The following is a 17,623-nucleotide window of genomic DNA, read 5'->3' on the forward strand; positions in this document are numbered from 1 at the left end:
GCGGCTCAACTCGTCCAAAAATACGCTCCAAAATGTGAATAAGTCTTTGTTTTTCCTACTTCTTATCACATTCAGCAGAAGCGGATCGTCGCGTCCCGTCACATTCGACACGCCTTTTGTCACAGGCGCGGCTAATTTTCAACCATCTTCGCGCTCCCCGCGAATAGCCCCCATTTTGACCGCGACATTGACAGAATGATGGCTACATGGGATTGCCGGGCAGCGCGGATGTGGCGGAATTGGTAGACGCCCTGGATTTAGGTTCCAGTGCCGAAAGGCGTGGGGGTTCGAGTCCCTTCATCCGCACCACTACGGTGGCCTACTCCTCGAAAACCTGGCGCGTGAACCATTCGGTCAAATTCGCAAGTTCAGGTCCCAGCACGCGGTCGTCGCCGACCGGCGGCACGATGCTTCTGATATCCACGACGAACGACTGAAGCGCTAGAGGAGCCGCGCGGTCGGTGACATGCAAGGCCTGCGAGGCGATCACGGCCAGCATCGCCATCGCGGCATCGAGGCAGCGGCCGGCGCGCGCTTCCTTCGTCCATGCGAGGAAGACCGTCGTCGCGACATCGTCCTGCCCGGCGCCGGCCGATTCCGTTCCCGGGATGAAGGTGCGCTGGGCCGCAAGTTTCGCCTGCTCCAGATACCCCGTGATCGCCATCGGCACATAGCCCACATTGCCGTGACCGTCGCTGTCGCTCCAGTCACGCCCGGTCAAAAGCAGATCGGGCAGCAGCGACACCTTGCCGTTCAGAAGCTTCGAGGCGTGGCGGTCGCATAACAGGCAGATATCGGCCCATATCGCCGCCAAGTCGTCCAGGGCAGGCGTTGCCATGGCATTGTGATAGCCGCCCGTGCTGATGCAGCGTCCGAGCGGATGCATGTCGTCAGGCGGGATATAGACCGGGTTGTCGGAGACCGAAGCGAGCGACACGGTGGCCGCCCGCTCCGCCGCTGCCAGCGCGCGATGCGCGTGTCCGAGGATGCGAGGGACGATGCGGTAGCTGACCGGCGCCTGATAATTGCGGCGCCCGGTGCCGGCGCCGGCAAGAAACGCTCTCAACCCCCGCAAGGCCGCTGCTTCATGTTCATCGCCCCAAAGCGCGTCGAGCGCCGGGTCGTAATGTTCGAGCGGCGCGCGAAACGCTTCGATCGAAAGCGCAAAGACCTTTTCGGCAAGGCGAATGCGGCGGCGAGCCGCCAGGGCCGAGTCGGCCACCAGCGCGGCACCGCAGGGCGACCCGTTTATGAGGGAGCCCCGTTCCTTGACTTCCAGGTCGAAGCGCGTCGAAAGTTCCGCAAACAGCGGATAGAGGGCGAGGATTTCACCGGCGCCGCCCTGGCCGGAGGATGGCACCATGGGCATGGGTCCGCCGTCCAGCATCGCGGCGACTGCGAGCGCAATGCGTGGCGTGGTCGCGGCATTTCCTTCGAGGAAATTCGCCAGGCGGGCGAGCACGATCGCCCTGACCACGCGATCCGGCAAAGGCTCGCCGAATGACGTGGCGGCCGCGAACGCCTTGATGCGCGCGTGGCGATCCCGCTCGCCAAGCTCGAGCCGCCTGCTCGCCAGTTCTCCCATGGCCGTGGTTACGCCATAGATGACCGGCACAGGGTCGGTTTCAATAAGACGCAGGAACGACGCGCGACACTCGGCGATGCGCTGCAGCGCCTTGTCGCTGATCTGCACCGTGTCTCTTTTCCAGGCGACGCGGAAAACGGTGTCGAGATTTATGTCCTCTCGTGTCGTCAGGATAATTGTCATGTCTGATGCTGTCCGACGCTTTCCAATTCCAATCGGGCCACGCTTTCCAATTCTAATAAAGCGGCTCCTCGAACAGCGTCTTGTCGCCGTCCATCAGCGCCTTGATCTGCGCGGTGCCGTTGGCTGCGATTGCGACGCGGACGCCGAACGGCCGCACCCGCATGTCGTTCTCGATCGCCATCCCCTCGCCTTCCGGCAGGTAGAAGCGCTCGATGCCGTAATCCGGCGCGATCGTCGTGGCCGCGCTGAGATCCCAGCCCTCGGCCACATGCCCGACGATATCGGCTTCGTCGGTTGCCGCCGGCGCCGGCGCTTGCCCGAACCAGGCCGCGGCCGCCGCCCAATAGCCGTCGGCGCCCCGCTTCAGCCTGACCACGATGGATGTATCGTCACTGGTCAGCTTGCCGGCCGGGACGTTGGCGATCAGCTTCACCGGTATGCGCGAAATTTCGTAGCCGAGGCGAACATAGTCGCCGCGCAGCAGATCGCGTGGATCGATCGGTTCGACCTTGAGCAGCACTTGCTTGCCGTCGCGCAGGATCGCCGCCCGGCCGGCGATGATCCAGCTCAGGAAGCCGATCTGGACAAGCGCCAGCACCAACGCCGAGATAACAAGTCTTTTGCCGGTCATCATGCCGCCGCTCCTTCCACGCTCGGGGCCCTCATGCGTTTTTCCACGCGGATGATGACAAGGGCAAGGATGCCGAGAAGCACGGCGGCCGCAAGGAAGAAGCCTGCCGTGTTGAGCATCGACTGCAGCATCACCACATAGATGATGACGAGTTCGAAAGCGAAGCCGGCATAGGCAATCCAGCGCAGGCCCCTGCTTTCGCGGCCGCCCAGCACGATTGCCGCGACAATGCCGGCAAGTGCCGCGGCCGAGGCAATTGCGAAGCCGCTATTGTAGCCGCTTTCATCGGCCAGTTCGAACTGGATCATCGCCAGGCCGGCAAGAAATCCGATCAGCGCGTGCAAGGGCAGCCGGCCACCAAGCTGCATGATCCTTTCTACGGGCTCGGCCGCGAAGATCGCAGCCGCAAAAAGCAGCGCCGACACGACGACGAGCGGGACAGCGACCTGCAGCGTTTCGTATTCCATAGCCATCAGCACGAGATAGAAGATGACCGACAGGATCATCAGGTGCCGCGCCGCCCGGCTGCGCGTCCAGAACGAAATGGCAAACAGCACCAGCGCCATCACGACAAAGAGATGCGGAAATTCCGCGCGCCCGAAATAGTCGAACGCTCTCAGGAACAGCCACGCGTCGGCAATGCCGACGGCAGCGACGGTCAGCGGGCTCGATCGCAGCGCGACCGCCGCCAGGGCCGCGCCCGCGCCCCAGGTGATCAACGCCCAGGCCTCGTCGCCGGACAAATGATACATCTGGCCGATCAGCGCGATCGATCCGCCGAAGGCTGCCGCGGCGACGATCCAGAGTGCCTCGCCGATCGCCGCATGGTCGCGTGTCTTCAGCACCGCGCCGCCGACATAGCCGGCGAGGATGATCGCGAAGAGCGCTGCCACCCGCGCCAGCCGCGGGATGGCTTCCCAATTGGCGGCGACGAAGATCAGGATGGCGGCGCCAAACAGCAGCGCCGCCATCATCGCCAGGATCGAACCGAAGCTCAGCGATCTCTGTTGACTGGTCTCGACGTCGCGCGTCAGCGCGGCGGCCGTCGAGGCATCGATCAGGCCGGTCTGCAGCCATCGTGCGATATCGGTCCTGACCCGTGACGAATAGCTCGCCATGTCTCTCTCCCCCAGCTTGGTCTTTTTTTCAGCCGATCCGGCCAAGCCGTTGACGCCACGGCATTTTCCGATTCGGGTTTATCTATGTCGAAGACGTGAGCGCGCGGTGATGGTGCATTGCACAATTTGCATTGCTGCCATGCACCAATAGCGCTTTTAAATCGATATGACCCCACCTATCTTCAGGGCGTACACAAAGACGGAATGATCCGAAAGAAAGACGAAACGAGAATACCATGAACCTGATCCGCAACTACCGCAACTGGCGCCGCTACCGGGACACCGTTTCCGAGCTGAGCCGCCTGAGCAACCGCGAACTGACCGACCTCGGCATCAGCCGCAGCGACATTCACTACGTCGCCCGCAAGGCGGTCTAATCCTCTTCGGACCGCAAATGGTCCGAACCAGTTTTGAAAGAGAACGACAATGAACCTGATCCGCAACTATCGTAACTGGCGCGTTTACCGCGACACCGTTAACGAGCTGGGTCGCCTTTCCAACCGTCAGCTCCATGATCTCGGCATCGTCCGCGACGAGATCAAGACCGTCGCCCGCAAGGCGATCTAGTCACAAGAATTTCGCCAGGATCGACCTCCTCCCCGATCCTGACGAATACGGTCAGCCTTCACCTCCTCCCGAGGGTTGACCACAAAAACGGCGCCCGCCGCACCTCCTCCCGCGGCGGGCGCTGTTTCCAGGGGCGAAAAACAGCGTTTTTCGTCCCCAAGGACGAAAACGAGTTTCGTCCTGGGGTTTCGCCCCCCTTTCATCAGGCGAAAGGAATTTCGTCAGAGCCGACCTCCTCCCCGGCGATGACGAATACGGTCGATCTTCACCTCCTCCCGAGGATCGACCAACAAAACGACACCCGCCGGACCTCCTCCCCCGGCGGGTGTTGTTGTTTTTCAGGGTCGAAGCACTCTGAGGGCCGTTTTGGCGGGAGTCCCGGTCGTCAGTTCAGCGCACCGCTTTCCAGCACGCCCCGTTTCTTCCACTGGCTCAGCGGAAAAATGTCCGGTGCGCCGCCCATCGGCGCATACCAGGTATCCACCACCCATTCGGTGCCCCCGCGGTCGCTGATCACCGCCGTCCAATGGGGATAGCGCCCGTCGACAAACAGGCCTCGCGAGGCATTGCGCTCGACCTTGTGAAACCTGAGCAATTTTCGCTCGGCAAGATAGACCAGCAGCGCATGCGTATTGGTCGATTCGTCGACACAATCCATCTGGCCCCTGATGCGCGATGCACCGAATTCCGACTGCGGCAGATCGCGAACGCCGGTGGCCCGGAAAATGCGCTGCTCGAAATAGCGGACAGCCTTCGAAATGGCGGAACGCTCGGCTTGAGGCGAACCCGCGCCCGCACGCAGGATAGAGCGGAAACGCGCGCCGTCGCCGGGGCCAAGCGCGAGCATCGTGCGATAGTTGCAACTGTAGCCGTGGCATATGGGGATCCGCTTGGAAGCCGTCGCGGCCAGTTCGCCGGCGGCCGCTGATCCGCCTACGGCTATCACCACTGTCAGAAATGTCGCTCTGACAAAGACCCCAAGATTCCCGCCCATTCTCCGACAGTAGCGATTGCAGCACTTGGCGGCAACAGCACGGCTAACTCGTGCAATTGCATTCGCAGCTACAAGAGATTATTTCGGCGCTCATGAACAAGAATCCCATTCACATCATCGGCGGCGGCCTCGCCGGTTCCGAAGCGGCATGGCAGGCGGCCGAAGCTGGCGTTCCGGTCGTGCTGCACGAAATGCGTCCCGTCCGCGGCACCGATGCGCACAAGACGGATGGGCTGGCCGAGCTCGTCTGTTCCAATTCCTTTCGCTCCGACGACGCCGAAACCAATGCCGTCGGCCTGTTGCACGCCGAAATGCGGCTTGCCGGATCGCTGATCATGAGCGCCGGCGATGCAAACCAGGTGCCTGCCGGCGGCGCGCTGGCCGTCGACCGCGACGGATTTTCCGAAGCGGTGACCAGAAAGATCGAGGCGCACCCGCTCATAACCATCCGGCGCGAGGAAGTGCCGGGCCTGCCGCGAGCGGATTGGGACCAGGCGATCGTCGCCACTGGCCCGCTGACCGCAGCTGGGCTCGCCCAATCGATCGCCGATGTGACCGGCGCCGATGCGCTCGCCTTCTTCGATGCCATCGCGCCGATCGTCCACTTCGATACGATCGACATGGACATCTGCTGGTTCCAGTCGCGCTACGACAAGGTCGGGCCCGGTGGTACCGGCAAGGATTACATCAACTGCCCGATGGACAAGGAACAATATCTCGCCTTTGTGCAGGCGCTCGTCGACGGCCAAAAGACCGAGTTCAAGCAATGGGAAGGCACACCCTATTTCGACGGCTGCCTGCCGATCGAAATCATGGCCGAGCGCGGCGTCGAGACGCTGCGCCATGGGCCGATGAAGCCGATGGGGCTGACCAATGCGCACAATCCCGGTGTGAAAGCCTATGCGGTCGTGCAGCTGAGGCAGGACAATGCGCTGGGAACGCTCTACAACATGGTCGGCTTCCAGACCAAGCTGAAGCACGCCGAGCAGGTGCGCGTGTTCCGCACCATCCCGGGGCTCGAAACCGCCGAATTCGCCCGCCTCGGCGGCCTGCACCGCAACACCTATATCAATTCGCCGACCCTGCTTGACGCCTCGCTGCAGCTGAAGTCGCGGCCCGGCCTGCGCTTCGCCGGCCAGATCACCGGCTGCGAGGGCTATGTCGAAAGTGCCGCTATTGGTTTGCTTGCCGGCCGTTTCGCCGCCGCCGAGCGGCTGGGCCATGCGCCGTTGGTGCCTCCCTTGACCACGGCTTTCGGCGCGCTGCTCAACCACATCACCGGCGGCCACATCGTGTCCGACGACGAGCCGGGAAAGCGCTCCTTCCAGCCGATGAATGTCAATTTCGGCCTGTTCCCTCCGGTGGAAGCGCCGAAAGCCGAGGGGAAGCGCCTGCGCGGCAAGGACAAGACCGTCGCCAAGCGGCGAGCGGTGACGTCGCGCGCGCTGGCGGACTGCCGCGAATGGCTGGGGCTGCCTTCGCGAGCGGAAGCGGCGGAATAGCCGCCTTTCTGTTATTGTCGGTCGGGCGGCATGAGAGTAGGATACTATCCTACTCTCCATCATAGGAGCAACTCCATGGAGCCCGCCGAGAAACTGTCAGTCACCGTCACGCCCGCCATGGCGCGCATGATCCGCGAAAAAGTCGAGGACGGCTCCTTCGGATCGGCGAGCGAGGTCATCCGCGCAGCGCTTCGCGCATTCCAGCGCGAAGAGGAAGAACACGCCCAGCGTATGGCGTCGATCAGGGCGCGTGTGAAGGCGTCGATGGAGGATACGAGACCCGCTGTTCCGCTCGAAGAAGCAATCGACAGAGTAAAGAGCCGGATTTCGCAACTCGCGCGAGACAGTGATGGTACAGCGTCTCGCCGTCGTTCTTAGTGAAAAGGCTATCACCGATCTCGAAGCGATTGCTGCCTACATCCTTGCGAGCAGCGGAAGCGAAAGCATCGCAAATGGTTTTGTCGATCGGATCAAAGATCGCTGCCAGAACATCGGCAACGCCCCTCGCGGTGGCCGCCCGCGCGACGACATCGTGCCGGGACTACGAGCTGTGCCATTCGAACATTCCGCCGTCATCGCCTATGTCGTGGATGACGATTTCGTCCACATCGTCAACATCTTCTACGGCGGCCGCGACTATGAGACGCTGATGCGCGATGGTGGTTCGAGCGATCCATCGTGATGGATAGTAGTCATCCGGCTCAACGATCACGGTAGCAGTTCCGGCTTTCCGTTTCCTCCCCGGGGTTCCTTCATACTTGCCTTCAGGCGTCCGGCCAGCCTCGTGTCGCGCGCCGAAACAGCAGCCAATGCCGGCGCAAGGCCGAGAGTCGCGCCGCGCCGTCGAGAGGAAAATGGCGGCCACTTTCCATCTTGCCGAGATAGGCGCGCGACAAGGCCAGCGGCAGAAATGCCGGGCGCAACGAAACTGGCAAAGCCGATGCGCCGCTTTCGAAAGCAGACAAGTGCTCCCGCGCCAGGGCGATCATCGCGGCCACGGCGCGTTGCGCCCCCGGTCCGCCATCGCCTGCAACGAATTCCTCCGGCGATGACCCTGCCGCCGCCAGAATATCGGCCGGGACGAAGCATTGCCCGCGCTTGCGGTGCAGCGGCAACAGGAGCAACAGGCCGGTCATCGCTTGTGCACAACCTGCCCTGCCCGCAAGTTCGGCAAACCGCGGCGCTTCGGCGGGATCAAGCACCATCGCCGCAAGCTGGATGAGCGCCGCTGCGGTCTCGCCGCAATAGCCCTCCAGATCGGTGCGCGACGGCATCGGGTCGTCATAGAGATCGAAGACGCGGGCTTCGAGCATGCTCTCGAAGGCGAGTTTTGGCAGACGGTGGGCGGAAATCGTTGCCTTCAAGGCATCCGCGACAGGATGGCCGATGTTTGCCCCGTCGCCCCTGGCTGCCCCGTCGTCGTCGGCCACGATGACATCGCGCCACCATTGCAGTCGCACCTCGCCGGGCAGCGCCTCGCGGATACGGTCGCGAATGCCGGATATCTCGGCATTGAAGGCATAAAGCGAAAAAAGTGCCTCACGCTTGTCTTCAGGCGCATAGAGCGCGGAAACATAGCGGTCATGGTCGGCGGCTCGCACCGTTTCCATGACGATTTTGGCGTTTTCGCTCACGTCACTCGACGGCGATAAGCGCAGCGGCCACCGCGCGGTCTTCCGCCAGAAGAACATTGTAGGTCCGCACGGCAGCACCCGTCGACATCGGATCGGCCGCAATGCCCGCCGCCTTCAGCGCGGCACGCAACGCCGCCGGCAACGGCCTGAGATCCTTGCCGGCGCCGACCAGCAGGATCTCGACCTTGTCGGCCTCGTTGAGCAGCTTGGCGAAATCCCCCACCGTCAGTGCCAGGGGATCAGCCGGCTCCCAGCCGTAGATGCCCGACGGCAGGCACAGAAGCGAGCCGCGATGCGACATGTCGGCGAAACGGAATCCGCCATTGCCATAGGCCTCGATCGGCGCGCGGCCGGGGAAATGCGCTTCGCGGATGACGATGCCTTTTGCCACGGGCGCGGCAATCGTCAGGTTGCCACGGCTTTGCCGCCGCCCACCGGCCTCTCCTCGTCAGCCGTCGCCGCCTGTGGCCGCAGCTTGAACAGGATGAGCAGCGGGGCGGCAATGAAGATCGACGAATAGGTTCCGAAGATAACGCCGAACAGCATCGCCAGCGTGAACGAGCGGATCACCTCGCCGCCGAACAGGACCAGCGCCAGCAGCGCGAGCATCGTCGTCAACGAGGTCAGCGTCGTTCTCGACAGCGTCTCGTTGATGGCGTTGTTCAACAGTTGCGGCAGCGGCATCTTCTTGTATTTTCGCAAATCCTCGCGAACACGGTCGTAGACGACGATCGTGTCGTTCAGCGAATACCCGATGATGGTGAGTATTGCCGCAAGCGACGATTGGTTGAATTCAAGGCCGGTGATGACGAAGAAGCCGATCGTCATGACCACATCGTGGACTGTGGCGATGATGGCGCCGACCGCAAACTGCCATTCGAAGCGGAACCAGACATAAATCAGGATTCCGAGCAGCGCGATCAGCATGGCGATGGTACCTTGCTTGGCGAGCTCGCCGGAAACCGTCGGTCCCACCACCTCGACCCGGCGGAAATCGTAATGGTCCTGCAACTCGCCACGCAACTTGTCGATGACGGTCTGTTCGGCATTCTCGCCGCCGTCCTGCGTGCCGACGCGAATCAAGACGTCGTTCGGGTCGCCGAACTGCTGCACCTGCACCTCGCCGATGTTGAGTTCCGAAAGCCTGCCGCGGATGTCGGCGATATCGGCAGTGCCATCCTTGGCCTGGACCTCGAGCAGCGAACCGCCCTTGAAGTCGATGCCGTAATTGATGCCGACCGTCGTGAACGCCACGACCGACAGGATCGAAAGCGCGCTCGACAGCGCGAATGTCCAGCGGCGGATACCCATGAACGGAATTCTCGTGCCCGCCGGAACGAAGGTCACCGGCGCGCGCGGCAACTCCTTCGGGCGCGCCCGGCGAAGCCAGATCGACACCAGCAGCCGGGTAAGGGTGAAGGCGGTGAAGACGGTGGTCAGGATGCCGAGGGCGAAGGTTACGGCAAAGCCCTTCACCGGCCCGGTACCGAGCCAGAACAGCACCACGGTCGCAATCAGCGAGGTGACGTTGGAATCGACGATAGTCGCCAGGGCCTTGGTGAACCCGGTGTCGATCGCCTGGATCACCGAGCGGCCGTTTCGCCGCTCCTCGCGGATGCGCTCAAAGATGAGAACGTTGGAATCGACCGCCATGCCGATGGTCAGCACGATACCGGCGATGCCCGGCAAGGTCAGCGTCGCGCCAAGTAACGACAGCAATGCGACGATCATCGCTACATGCACCGCCAGGGCGATGTTGGCGAGGATGCCGAGGAAGCCATAGGCGACGAACATGAACACGACGACGAGGATGGAGCCGATCACGCCGGCGACCTTGCCGGCGCGGATGGAATCCTCGCCAAGGCCCGGCCCAACCGTGCGCTCCTCGATCACCGTCAGCGTTGCCGGCAGCGCGCCCGCACGCAACAGCACGGCGAGGTCATTGGCGCTCTCGGCGGTAAAATCGCCCGAGATCTGGCCGGTGCCGCCAAGGATCGGCTCGCGGATCTGCGGCGCCGAAATCACCTGATTGTCGAGGATGATGGCGAACAGCTTGCCGACATTCTGCGAGGTCGCCTGGCCGAAGCGCGTCGCTCCCTTGGAATCGAAGGTGAACGAAACCACCGGTTCGTTTGTCTGCGAGTTAAACGTCGCCTGCGCATCGACGAGGTTTTCGCCCGAAACGATGACGCGGTTCTCGATCAGATACGGAACCGGCGGATCGTCCTGCGAATACAACACCGAGGATCCCGCCGGCGGACGGCCGTTGAGCGCGTCCTGCACCGGCATCGACTGGTCGACCATCTGGAAGGTCAGCTTGGCGGTCTGGCCAAGAATGTCCTTCAGCCTTTGCGGATCCTGCAGGCCCGGCACCTGGACCAGGATGCGGTCGTCGCCCTGGCGCTGCACGATCGGCTCGGTGGTGCCAAGTTCGTTGACGCGGCGACCGACAACCTCGATCGACTGCGTCAGCGCCGCCGACGTGCGGTATTTGATGCCGGCATCGGTGACGGTGAATTTGAGCAGGCCGGGCTCGGAATCATCCAGCGACATCTCCTGGACGGAGCCGCCGCTGAAAAGGCCGGCTGCCACCGGGTCGGTCAATGTCTTCAGCGCCGTCTTGGCGGCATCGACCTGACCGGGATCGGTGATGCGGACCTGCACGGTCCGGCCTGATCCGGCAAGGCCGGTGTAACCGATCTTGGCGTCGCGCAGCAATGTCCTGATTTGGTCGCGGGTCGTCTCCAGCCGATCCTTGATCAGATCGTTCGGATCCATCCTGAGCAGGATATGCGATCCGCCCTGCAGATCGAGGCCGAGCGTCATCTGGCGCTTCGGCACCCAGTTAGGAAGCTGGGCCAGCGTGCTTGCAGAGAAAAGATTGGGCGCTGCGAGGATCACTGTGGCGGCCACGGCCAGCCAGATCAGGATCATCTTGAAGCGCGAGAAATAAAGCATATGGCGTCGTCCGTCAGGGCGTTCTGGCGGATCGTTCCGCCGATAATTCGGCTATTTCTTGGCGTTCTGGTTCGCCACCGGCTCACCCTTGACGCGCACGTCGGCGATCGTCGAACGCAGCGCCGTTACCTTGGTGCCACCGCCGAGATCGATCTCGAGCTCATTGTCGTCGATCACCTTGGTCACCTTGCCGACGAAACCGCCGCCCGTGATGACAGTGTCGCCGCGGCGGACCGCCGCCAGCATCTCGCCGCGCTTCTTCAACTGCGTGCGCTGCGGCCGGATGATCAGAAAATACATGATCACGAAAATCAGGACAAACGGCAAAATGCTGATGAACATATCCGGAGAGGTGCCGACGCCTTGGGCATATGCCGGTGTCACGAACATCGAGGTACTCCTGAATTTTGAAAAACAGCCGCCAAACCGTCCTTGGGAAATTTGGCGGCCCCGTGAAATTTGGCCGGAATATAGTCGGTAACGTTGCCAATGCAACTGCGGCCAAGCATTTCAGCTGCTTTTCCGGCTGGTTGAGCCGTGTTAGAGCATGATCCCGAAAAACAACGCCGATTTTCAGAAAAGATCATGCTCTAACAAAAGGTTGGGACCGGTTCCGAAATCGCCGGAACCAAACAGGTTCCGTCTCATGCCCTCCCGAATGCAACACAAAAAAGACAAGATGAGCGACAGCACCATCGAATCCCTGAACAAGAAGCTCGACCGCCTGATCGAGGCGGTCGCCCGCCTCGCCCCGCCGCCGGTGCCGGAAAGCGACCTCGGCGAGGCCGACTGCTTCGTCTGGCAGGCCGATCCCGGCTATCTGGAGCCGGTGCGCAAGGTCAACCGCGTCGACATCGGCCTGATCCGCGGCGTCGACCGCGTCCGCGACATATTGGTCGACAACACCGAGCGCTTCGCCTCCGGTTACGCAGCCAACAACGTGCTGTTGTGGGGCGCGCGCGGCATGGGAAAATCCTCGCTGGTCAAGGCCGTGCATGCCGCCATCAATGCCTCGGCGAAACTGGACCTGCCGCTCAAGCTCATCGAGATCCACCGCGAGGACATCGACACGCTGCCGAAGCTGATGGCGCTGCTGAAGGCGGCGCCTTATCGTTTCATCCTGTTTTGTGACGACCTTTCCTTCGACCACGACGACACATCCTACAAGTCGCTGAAGGCGGCGCTCGAAGGCGGCGTCGAGGGCCGCCCGGCCAATGTGATCTTCTACGCCACGTCGAACCGGCGCCACCTTCTCCCGCGCGACATGATCGACAATGAGCGCTCGACCGCCATCAACCCGTCGGAGGCGGTCGAGGAAAAAGTTTCGCTGTCTGATCGTTTCGGCCTCTGGCTCGGCTTCCACAAATGCTCGCAGGACGAGTATCTCGACATGGTCGACGGCTATGTCCGCCATCACGGCCTTGCCGTCGATCCCGAGACGCTGCGCGCCGAGGCGCTGGAATGGGCGACGACACGCGGCAGCCGTTCGGGCCGCGTTGCCTGGCAGTTCACCCAGGACCTGGCAGGCCGGCTCGGCAAATCGCTCAAGGATTAGACCATGATCCCGAACCTTCGGTTCGGACAAGATCATGGTCTAGAAAGCAACTGAAAAAGCCCGCCCCTTGGCAGGGCGGGCTGAGCCGGCGGGCCGGACTGGAGGTCAGGCGGCCTGCAAACGCTTTTCTTCTTCTATTCGAGATAGGTCGAAGGATCGACTTTTCTTTTATTCGAGATAGGTCGAAGGATCGACCGGCGCCGAATTCTTGCGCACTTCGAAATGCAGTTTCGGAGAGTCGGTGGTGCCGCTCATGCCGGACTGCGCGATTTCCTGGCCGCGCTTGACCTTCTGGCCGCGCTGGACCTCGATCGAACGGGCGTGGCCATAGACCGTGACCAACCCGTTCTCGTGGCGCACCAGCACCGTATTGCCGAATTCCTTGAGGCCGTCGCCGGCATAGATGACGACACCGTTCTCGGCCGCCTTGACCGGCGTTCCTTCCGGCACGGCGATGTCGACACCATCCTTGCCGCCGCCAAAGCTGGAGATCACGCGGCCGCGCACCGGCCAGCGCATCTTGCCGATACCGGTGGCGTTCGGTGCCACCGCGTCATCGTCCTCGGCCTGCTGGATGAGCTTCGTATCCTTCTTCGGCGGCGTGTAGGCGGCGAGTGTCTCCGACGGAGTGGTCTTCGCCGCGGGCTGGGTGGTGGCCGTCGTTACCGGATCGACCTTTGCCGGCTTGGCGCTGGCAACCGTCGCGGTTCCGCCGGCCGGCACTTTCAGGGTCTGGCCGATCTTGAGCAGACCGTCCTGCATTCCATTCGCCTGCTTCAACGCAGCCACGCCGACGCCGGTCTTCCTGGCGATGGCCGACAGCGTATCGCCCTGCTGGACCGTGTAGGTGCCACCGGCGCCAGCCGGCTTAGGGGCGGCTTTTCCGTCCTTCGGCTGGCTTGCTGCGGCCGACGCATCCACCTGCGCGGCGGACTTGCCCTCCTTGAGCTTCGGCTGCTGCGGCAGCACGGCCACCATCTCCGGCGCCTTGGCCGGCAAATCATGCTTGGTGTCGTTCGCAGGCTTGGCGTCGGCAAGCTTCGGCGCCGATTTCTTGCTCGAATAGGCATAGGCCGGGATGACGATCTTCTGGCCGGCCTTCAGCCCGTTGGTGGCGCTCAGCCCATTGACCTTCATTAGGGCGTCGGCGGGCACGCCGTAGCGCCGCGACAGGCCAGAAATGGTCTCGCCGTCCTTGACGACGACCTCGGTGGCACGCGGTTCGCCGCCTGCCGTCGCCACGCGGGCGTCAGGCTGTGCATCCTTGAACGGCTTTGCCACTGTCCCGGTCGCGGTCCGGTCGACCTGGGGGGCAGGCGCTAGCGCGGGGGCCGGCTGCGCCTGGCTGACCGGCGGCAATTGCTGCGTCGTCACCGGTTCGAGGCTTGAGCGGGTGACTGACTGGGTATGGCTGCCGTCGAGCGGCGTGGCCGAAACCGGAGCGTCACCGGGATAAGGCTGGGCGGCGTCCTGCTTGTCGATGATGGCGCGCTGGTTGTTGGTCGAGGAGGTGAAAACATCATCGACGCTGTTGAACCGCGAGACCTGGGAACTGCATCCCGCGGCAGTACCCGCGACCATGAGGACAGCGAAGCCACGCGCCAGATTGCGTCCGTTTGCCTTCAAAACACTGAATTGCATCGCATTTACCCGCAGATACCCGGTACAAACTAACCGCGATTAAAGCGCGTTAATGTTACCGGTCGGTTAAACCGCTAGAATCAGACGCAAATTTTCTTAAAATATTTAAAGCTGGACTTGGATGGATGAGGTTCCAGGTCAGGCCGAGCCGGAGTCGGAGACGGGTGAGAAGCGACCAGACAGGTCGGCTGCGGGCATTACCTGAATATCGACATACCCCTAGATGACTGCCGCCATGCTGCGCAGGATCGGCTGCAGGCGGACGAGGCCGATTTCCTCGCGTTCGAAGCGGCTGCCGACCTTGGTCAATTTAGCCAGCACCTGCTCGCCCTCCGCTGGTCCGATCGGTGCGATGACGATGCCGCCGCTCGACAATTGATCGAGCAGGAAGCGCGGCAGACTGTCGAAGGCCGCCCATGCGACGATGCGGTCGAACGGCGCTTCGTTCGCCAGTCCGTTGGAGCCGTCCGCCTGGCGCACGATGACATTGCCGATGCCGAGCGCCTCGAAGCGCTGTCTGGCCTGCTCGGCCAGCGTCTTGTAGCGGTCGATGGTGACGACCCGCACGGCAAGCCGCGATATCACCGCCGCGGTGTAGCCGGACCCAGTGCCGATCTCGAGCACGCGGTTGCCCGGTTCGATGGCAAGCGCTGCGATCACCGCGGCTTGCAGATCGGCCCCCTCGATCGCCTCGCCGCATTCGATCGGCAGCATGCGATCCGACCAGGCGATCGGATGGAAGTGAGCAGCGAGGAAACCACGCCGCGGCGTCGCCTCGAAGGCGGCGATCAGCGCCTTCGGCACCGTGCCCCTGCCACGCAAGCGAAGCAGGAAAGCGGCAAAGCCTTCGCGGTCGTCGACCGGACCGTGGTTCAGATTCATGCGAGCGCCTTGGTCAGTTGATCGCGGATTTCGTGAGCGGTGAGATCGAGCTGCAGCGGCGTCACCGACACCAGACGGTTGCGCAGCGCGTAGAGGTCCGTGCCCTTCTTGCCCTCGACCGGCTCGCGGCCGAAGCGCAGCCAATAATAGGGAAGTCCGCGCCCGTCGCGGCGCTCGTCGACCCACAGGCTGTGGACGAGCTTGCCTTGCGAGGTCACCACCGTGCCGGCGACTTCCTCGGGGTGGCAATTCGGAAAATTGACGTTGAGCAGCACGCCATCGGGCAACGGCGTCGCGACAAGCTTCTTGAGCAAAGCCGGCGCCAGCGCCTCGGTGGTCTCATAGGGAACGACGCGGTCCTCGCCGACGTAGGAATAGGCCTGGCTGAAGGCGATCGAGCGGACGCCGAGCAGCGCGCCTTCCATGGCGCCGGCGACGGTGCCCGAATAGGTGACATCGTCGGCGATGTTGGCGCCGGAATTGACGCCGGACAGGATAAGGTCGGGTGCCGCGGGCAGGATCTTCTTCACGCCCATGATGACGCAGTCGGTCGGCGTGCCGCGCACCGCAAAGTGCTTTTCGCCGATCTTCCTCAAGCGCAGCGGCTCCGAGATCGACAGCGAATGCGCGTAGCCGGACTGGTCCTGCTCCGGCGCCACCACCCAGACGTCGTCCGACAGCGTGCGGGCGATGCGTTCGAGCGATGCAAGGCCCTCGGCATGGATGCCGTCATCATTGGTCAGGAGGATGCGCATTATTTCGATTCGATCGTTTCCAGACCGCCCATGTAAGGCCGAAGCGCTTCAGGAATGGTTACGCTGCCATCCTCATTCTGGTAGTTTTCGATGACAGCAATAAGAGCGCGGCCGACGGCGGTGCCGGAGCCGTTCAGCGTGTGGACGAAGCGATTGCCCTTGCCGTCCTTGTCCTTGTAACGGGCATCCATCCGTCGCGCCTGGAAATCGCCGCAGACCGAGCAGGACGAAATCTCGCGATAGGCGTTCTGGCCCGGCAGCCAGACCTCGATGTCGTAGGTCTTGCGCGCGCCAAAGCCCATGTCGCCGGTGCACAGCGTCATGGTGCGGAACGGCAATTCCAGCCGTTTCAACACCGCTTCAGCGCATTCGGTCATCCGCTCGTGTTCGGCGAGCGAAGACTCCTGATCGGTGATCGACACCAGCTCGACCTTGTAGAACTGGTGCTGGCGCAACATGCCGCGCGTGTCGCGCCCGGCCGAACCGGCTTCCGAGCGGAAGCACGGCGTCAGCGCGGTGTAGCGCAGCGGCAGTTTTTCATGCGCCGTGATTTCTTCGCGAACGAGGTTGGTCAGCGGCACTTCGGCGGTCGGGATGAGCCATCGATCCGAGAGCAAACCGTTGCGGTCCTCCGAGCCATCGACAACTGAGTTCAGAAAATCCGCAAAATACTCGACACTTTCCAGCGTCGTATCGCCGAAGCCGTTAGCAAGAGCTTGAAGCAGCGCTTCACTTTCCGGATCCGAGCGTCTGGTGCTCAGGTATTTTACAAGTTTTGGAAAGAGATCGATCTGGTTCAGTATTCCGGGGATGACTGCAGCATGTTCTTCCATGCCGTAATGCGCATGGCTGCTTTCGTCGTGAATTCTATACAAATCCAGTGCGAATTTTGGCAGCTGTCCCGTCCCGTACATCGTCGCCGAATTGACCATCAGCGGCGGCTGGATCTCTTCATAGCCGTGCTCTGTAGTGTGCAGGTCGAGCATGAACTGGCCGAGCGCGCGTTCCATCCGCGCCAAACCGCTCTTCAGCACCGTGAAACGCGAGCCAGACAGTTTCGCCGCGCGCTCGAAATCCATCATGCCGAGCGCTTCGCCGATCTCGAAATGCTCCTTCACCCAGTTCGACCGCGTCGGCACCTTGCCGACCGTGCGCTTGACGACATTGTCGTGCTCGTCCTTGCCGACCGGCACGTCGTCGAGCGGCACATTGGGCAGCACCGCCAGCACGTCATTCAGCGCCTTGTCGAGCTCGCGTTCTCGCGCCTCGCCATTCTGGATGAAGGCCTTGATCTCGCCGACCTCGACCTTCAGCCTTTCGGCAAGGGCGGCGTCGCCCGAACGCATGGCGTTGCCGATCTCTTTCGACGCGGCGTTGCGGCGCTCCTGCCTGGTCTGTAGCTCGGTCAGATGTTCGCGCCGCGCCTCGTCCCTGGCGATCAGATCATCGACTGTGGACTGCGCATCATCGCCGGACCACGAGCGCTTCTTGAGCGCCTCGACAAGGACCTTCGGGTTGTCGCGAATCCATTTGATGTCAAGCATGGTTTGTTCGTCCTCGGCGGGCTAGTCGCCCATAAGTGCGCAGCGGTTTTGGGACAACGGCATGCCCAAAAACA

Annotated in this window: 18 protein-coding genes and 1 tRNA gene; 7 read left to right on the top strand and 12 right to left on the bottom strand. The window is 62.5% G+C overall.

Annotated elements, in window-relative coordinates; translation table 11 throughout:
* Nucleotides 1-224 precede the first annotated feature (224 nt).
* A tRNA-Leu gene (locus IQ26_RS18785) sits at nt 225-309 on the top strand.
* 10 nt (nt 310-319) lie between these two features.
* Here IQ26_RS18785 and IQ26_RS18790 read toward each other — a convergent pair.
* The 3 genes from IQ26_RS18790 to IQ26_RS18800 are packed head-to-tail and all read right to left on the bottom strand — an operon-like array spanning nt 320 to nt 3,517.
* Nucleotides 320-1,768: an aromatic amino acid lyase gene (locus IQ26_RS18790; RefSeq protein ID WP_145719856.1), complete on the bottom strand. Its 1,449-nt coding sequence runs from the start codon at nt 1,766-1,768 to the stop codon at nt 320-322.
* A 52-nt stretch (nt 1,769-1,820) separates the two neighbouring features.
* On the bottom strand, nt 1,821-2,402 hold the full coding sequence (locus tag IQ26_RS18795; protein ID WP_145719857.1) for a GDYXXLXY domain-containing protein: 582 nt from the start codon (nt 2,400-2,402) through the stop codon (nt 1,821-1,823).
* Nucleotides 2,399-3,517, bottom strand: coding sequence for a DUF2157 domain-containing protein (locus tag IQ26_RS18800; RefSeq protein WP_145719858.1), 1,119 nt, complete (start codon nt 3,515-3,517; stop codon nt 2,399-2,401). The genes IQ26_RS18795 and IQ26_RS18800 overlap by 4 nt, the downstream gene beginning before the upstream one ends.
* A gap of 236 nt (nt 3,518-3,753) precedes the next feature.
* On the opposite strand from IQ26_RS18800, the gene IQ26_RS18805 reads away from it, so the two are divergent.
* Complete coding sequence (locus IQ26_RS18805) at nt 3,754-3,894, top strand: DUF1127 domain-containing protein (RefSeq protein ID WP_006335194.1); 141 nt, start codon at nt 3,754-3,756, stop codon at nt 3,892-3,894.
* Between the two features lie 49 nt (nt 3,895-3,943).
* Nucleotides 3,944-4,084 carry a DUF1127 domain-containing protein gene (locus IQ26_RS18810; protein ID WP_006203482.1) on the top strand — a complete coding sequence of 47 codons (141 nt, stop codon included), beginning with the start codon at nt 3,944-3,946 and terminating at the stop codon, nt 4,082-4,084.
* A 385-nt stretch (nt 4,085-4,469) separates the two neighbouring features.
* On the opposite strand, the gene IQ26_RS18815 is transcribed toward IQ26_RS18810, so the two are convergent.
* Entirely contained in the window at nt 4,470-5,033 is a 564-nt protein-coding gene (locus IQ26_RS18815) for a hypothetical protein (RefSeq protein ID WP_240547171.1), read from the bottom strand.
* A gap of 137 nt (nt 5,034-5,170) precedes the next feature.
* Between IQ26_RS18815 and trmFO the strand changes: the two genes are divergently transcribed.
* From trmFO to IQ26_RS18830, 3 genes are all read left to right on the top strand, one after another.
* Nucleotides 5,171-6,580 (top strand): methylenetetrahydrofolate--tRNA-(uracil(54)-C(5))-methyltransferase (FADH(2)-oxidizing) TrmFO, encoded by a 1,410-nt coding sequence (trmFO, locus tag IQ26_RS18820; protein ID WP_145719859.1) that lies wholly within the window; start codon nt 5,171-5,173, stop codon nt 6,578-6,580.
* 75 nt (nt 6,581-6,655) lie between these two features.
* Nucleotides 6,656-6,958: a type II toxin-antitoxin system ParD family antitoxin gene (locus IQ26_RS18825; RefSeq protein ID WP_145719860.1), complete on the top strand. Its 303-nt coding sequence runs from the start codon at nt 6,656-6,658 to the stop codon at nt 6,956-6,958.
* Nucleotides 6,930-7,262, top strand: a complete 333-nt coding sequence (locus tag IQ26_RS18830; protein WP_145719861.1) for a type II toxin-antitoxin system RelE/ParE family toxin — start codon at nt 6,930-6,932, stop codon at nt 7,260-7,262. Before IQ26_RS18825 ends, IQ26_RS18830 begins: the two co-directional genes overlap by 29 nt.
* Before the next feature lie 82 nt (nt 7,263-7,344).
* Here IQ26_RS18830 and IQ26_RS18835 read toward each other — a convergent pair whose 3' ends face one another.
* Genes IQ26_RS18835 through yajC form a run of 4 tightly spaced genes read right to left on the bottom strand, consistent with a single transcriptional unit; the run spans nt 7,345 to nt 11,562 of the window.
* Nucleotides 7,345-8,214, bottom strand: a complete 870-nt coding sequence (locus IQ26_RS18835) for a phytoene/squalene synthase family protein (protein ID WP_240547172.1) — start codon at nt 8,212-8,214, stop codon at nt 7,345-7,347.
* A 1-nt stretch (nt 8,215) separates the two neighbouring features.
* Nucleotides 8,216-8,605 (bottom strand): Mth938-like domain-containing protein, encoded by a 390-nt coding sequence (locus IQ26_RS18840; RefSeq protein ID WP_145719862.1) that lies wholly within the window; start codon nt 8,603-8,605, stop codon nt 8,216-8,218.
* A 14-nt stretch (nt 8,606-8,619) separates the two neighbouring features.
* Nucleotides 8,620-11,172 carry a protein translocase subunit SecDF gene (gene secDF / locus IQ26_RS18845; protein ID WP_145719863.1) on the bottom strand — a complete coding sequence of 851 codons (2,553 nt, stop codon included), beginning with the start codon at nt 11,170-11,172 and terminating at the stop codon, nt 8,620-8,622.
* A gap of 51 nt (nt 11,173-11,223) precedes the next feature.
* Complete coding sequence (yajC, locus tag IQ26_RS18850) at nt 11,224-11,562, bottom strand: preprotein translocase subunit YajC (RefSeq protein ID WP_065007771.1); 339 nt, start codon at nt 11,560-11,562, stop codon at nt 11,224-11,226.
* Between the two features lie 289 nt (nt 11,563-11,851).
* Here yajC and IQ26_RS18855 point away from each other — a divergent pair, with 289 nt between their 5' ends.
* Nucleotides 11,852-12,727, top strand: a complete 876-nt coding sequence (locus IQ26_RS18855) for an ATP-binding protein (RefSeq protein WP_145719864.1) — start codon at nt 11,852-11,854, stop codon at nt 12,725-12,727.
* A 168-nt stretch (nt 12,728-12,895) separates the two neighbouring features.
* On the opposite strand, the gene IQ26_RS18860 is transcribed toward IQ26_RS18855, so the two are convergent.
* From IQ26_RS18860 to serS, 4 genes are all read right to left on the bottom strand, one after another.
* Nucleotides 12,896-14,368, bottom strand: a complete 1,473-nt coding sequence (locus IQ26_RS18860; protein WP_145719865.1) for a peptidoglycan DD-metalloendopeptidase family protein — start codon at nt 14,366-14,368, stop codon at nt 12,896-12,898.
* Between the two features lie 219 nt (nt 14,369-14,587).
* Nucleotides 14,588-15,250 carry a protein-L-isoaspartate(D-aspartate) O-methyltransferase gene (locus IQ26_RS18865; protein WP_208760181.1) on the bottom strand — a complete coding sequence of 221 codons (663 nt, stop codon included), beginning with the start codon at nt 15,248-15,250 and terminating at the stop codon, nt 14,588-14,590.
* Nucleotides 15,247-16,005, bottom strand: a complete 759-nt coding sequence (surE, locus tag IQ26_RS18870; RefSeq protein ID WP_145719866.1) for a 5'/3'-nucleotidase SurE — start codon at nt 16,003-16,005, stop codon at nt 15,247-15,249. The genes IQ26_RS18865 and surE overlap by 4 nt, the downstream gene beginning before the upstream one ends.
* Entirely contained in the window at nt 16,005-17,549 is a 1,545-nt protein-coding gene (gene serS / locus IQ26_RS18875) for a serine--tRNA ligase (RefSeq protein ID WP_145719867.1), read from the bottom strand. The genes surE and serS overlap by 1 nt, the downstream gene beginning before the upstream one ends.
* Between the last annotated feature and the right edge of the window lie 74 nt (nt 17,550-17,623).

Source organism: Mesorhizobium tianshanense (assembly GCF_007830515.1).
In the GTDB taxonomy this organism is placed as follows: Bacteria; Pseudomonadota; Alphaproteobacteria; order Rhizobiales; family Rhizobiaceae; genus Mesorhizobium; species Mesorhizobium tianshanense.

Bases quoted from the DNA above. Each gene is read 5' to 3' on its own strand.
- IQ26_RS18790 (WP_145719856.1), bottom strand. From the start codon at position 1,768: ATGACAATTATCCTGACGACACGAGAGGACATAAATCTCGACACCGTT.
- IQ26_RS18795 (WP_145719857.1), bottom strand. From the start codon at position 2,402: ATGATGACCGGCAAAAGACTTGTTATCTCGGCGTTGGTGCTGGCGCTT.
- IQ26_RS18800 (WP_145719858.1), bottom strand. From the start codon at position 3,517: ATGGCGAGCTATTCGTCACGGGTCAGGACCGATATCGCACGATGGCTG.
- IQ26_RS18805 (WP_006335194.1), top strand. From the start codon at position 3,754: ATGAACCTGATCCGCAACTACCGCAACTGGCGCCGCTACCGGGACACC.
- IQ26_RS18810 (WP_006203482.1), top strand. From the start codon at position 3,944: ATGAACCTGATCCGCAACTATCGTAACTGGCGCGTTTACCGCGACACC.
- trmFO (WP_145719859.1), top strand. From the start codon at position 5,171: ATGAACAAGAATCCCATTCACATCATCGGCGGCGGCCTCGCCGGTTCC.
- IQ26_RS18825 (WP_145719860.1), top strand. From the start codon at position 6,656: ATGGAGCCCGCCGAGAAACTGTCAGTCACCGTCACGCCCGCCATGGCG.
- IQ26_RS18830 (WP_145719861.1), top strand. From the start codon at position 6,930: ATGGTACAGCGTCTCGCCGTCGTTCTTAGTGAAAAGGCTATCACCGAT.
- secDF (WP_145719863.1), bottom strand. From the start codon at position 11,172: ATGCTTTATTTCTCGCGCTTCAAGATGATCCTGATCTGGCTGGCCGTG.
- yajC (WP_065007771.1), bottom strand. From the start codon at position 11,562: ATGTTCGTGACACCGGCATATGCCCAAGGCGTCGGCACCTCTCCGGAT.
- IQ26_RS18855 (WP_145719864.1), top strand. From the start codon at position 11,852: ATGAGCGACAGCACCATCGAATCCCTGAACAAGAAGCTCGACCGCCTG.
- IQ26_RS18860 (WP_145719865.1), bottom strand. From the start codon at position 14,368: ATGCAATTCAGTGTTTTGAAGGCAAACGGACGCAATCTGGCGCGTGGC.
- IQ26_RS18865 (WP_208760181.1), bottom strand. From the start codon at position 15,250: ATGAATCTGAACCACGGTCCGGTCGACGACCGCGAAGGCTTTGCCGCT.
- surE (WP_145719866.1), bottom strand. From the start codon at position 16,005: ATGCGCATCCTCCTGACCAATGATGACGGCATCCATGCCGAGGGCCTT.
- serS (WP_145719867.1), bottom strand. From the start codon at position 17,549: ATGCTTGACATCAAATGGATTCGCGACAACCCGAAGGTCCTTGTCGAG.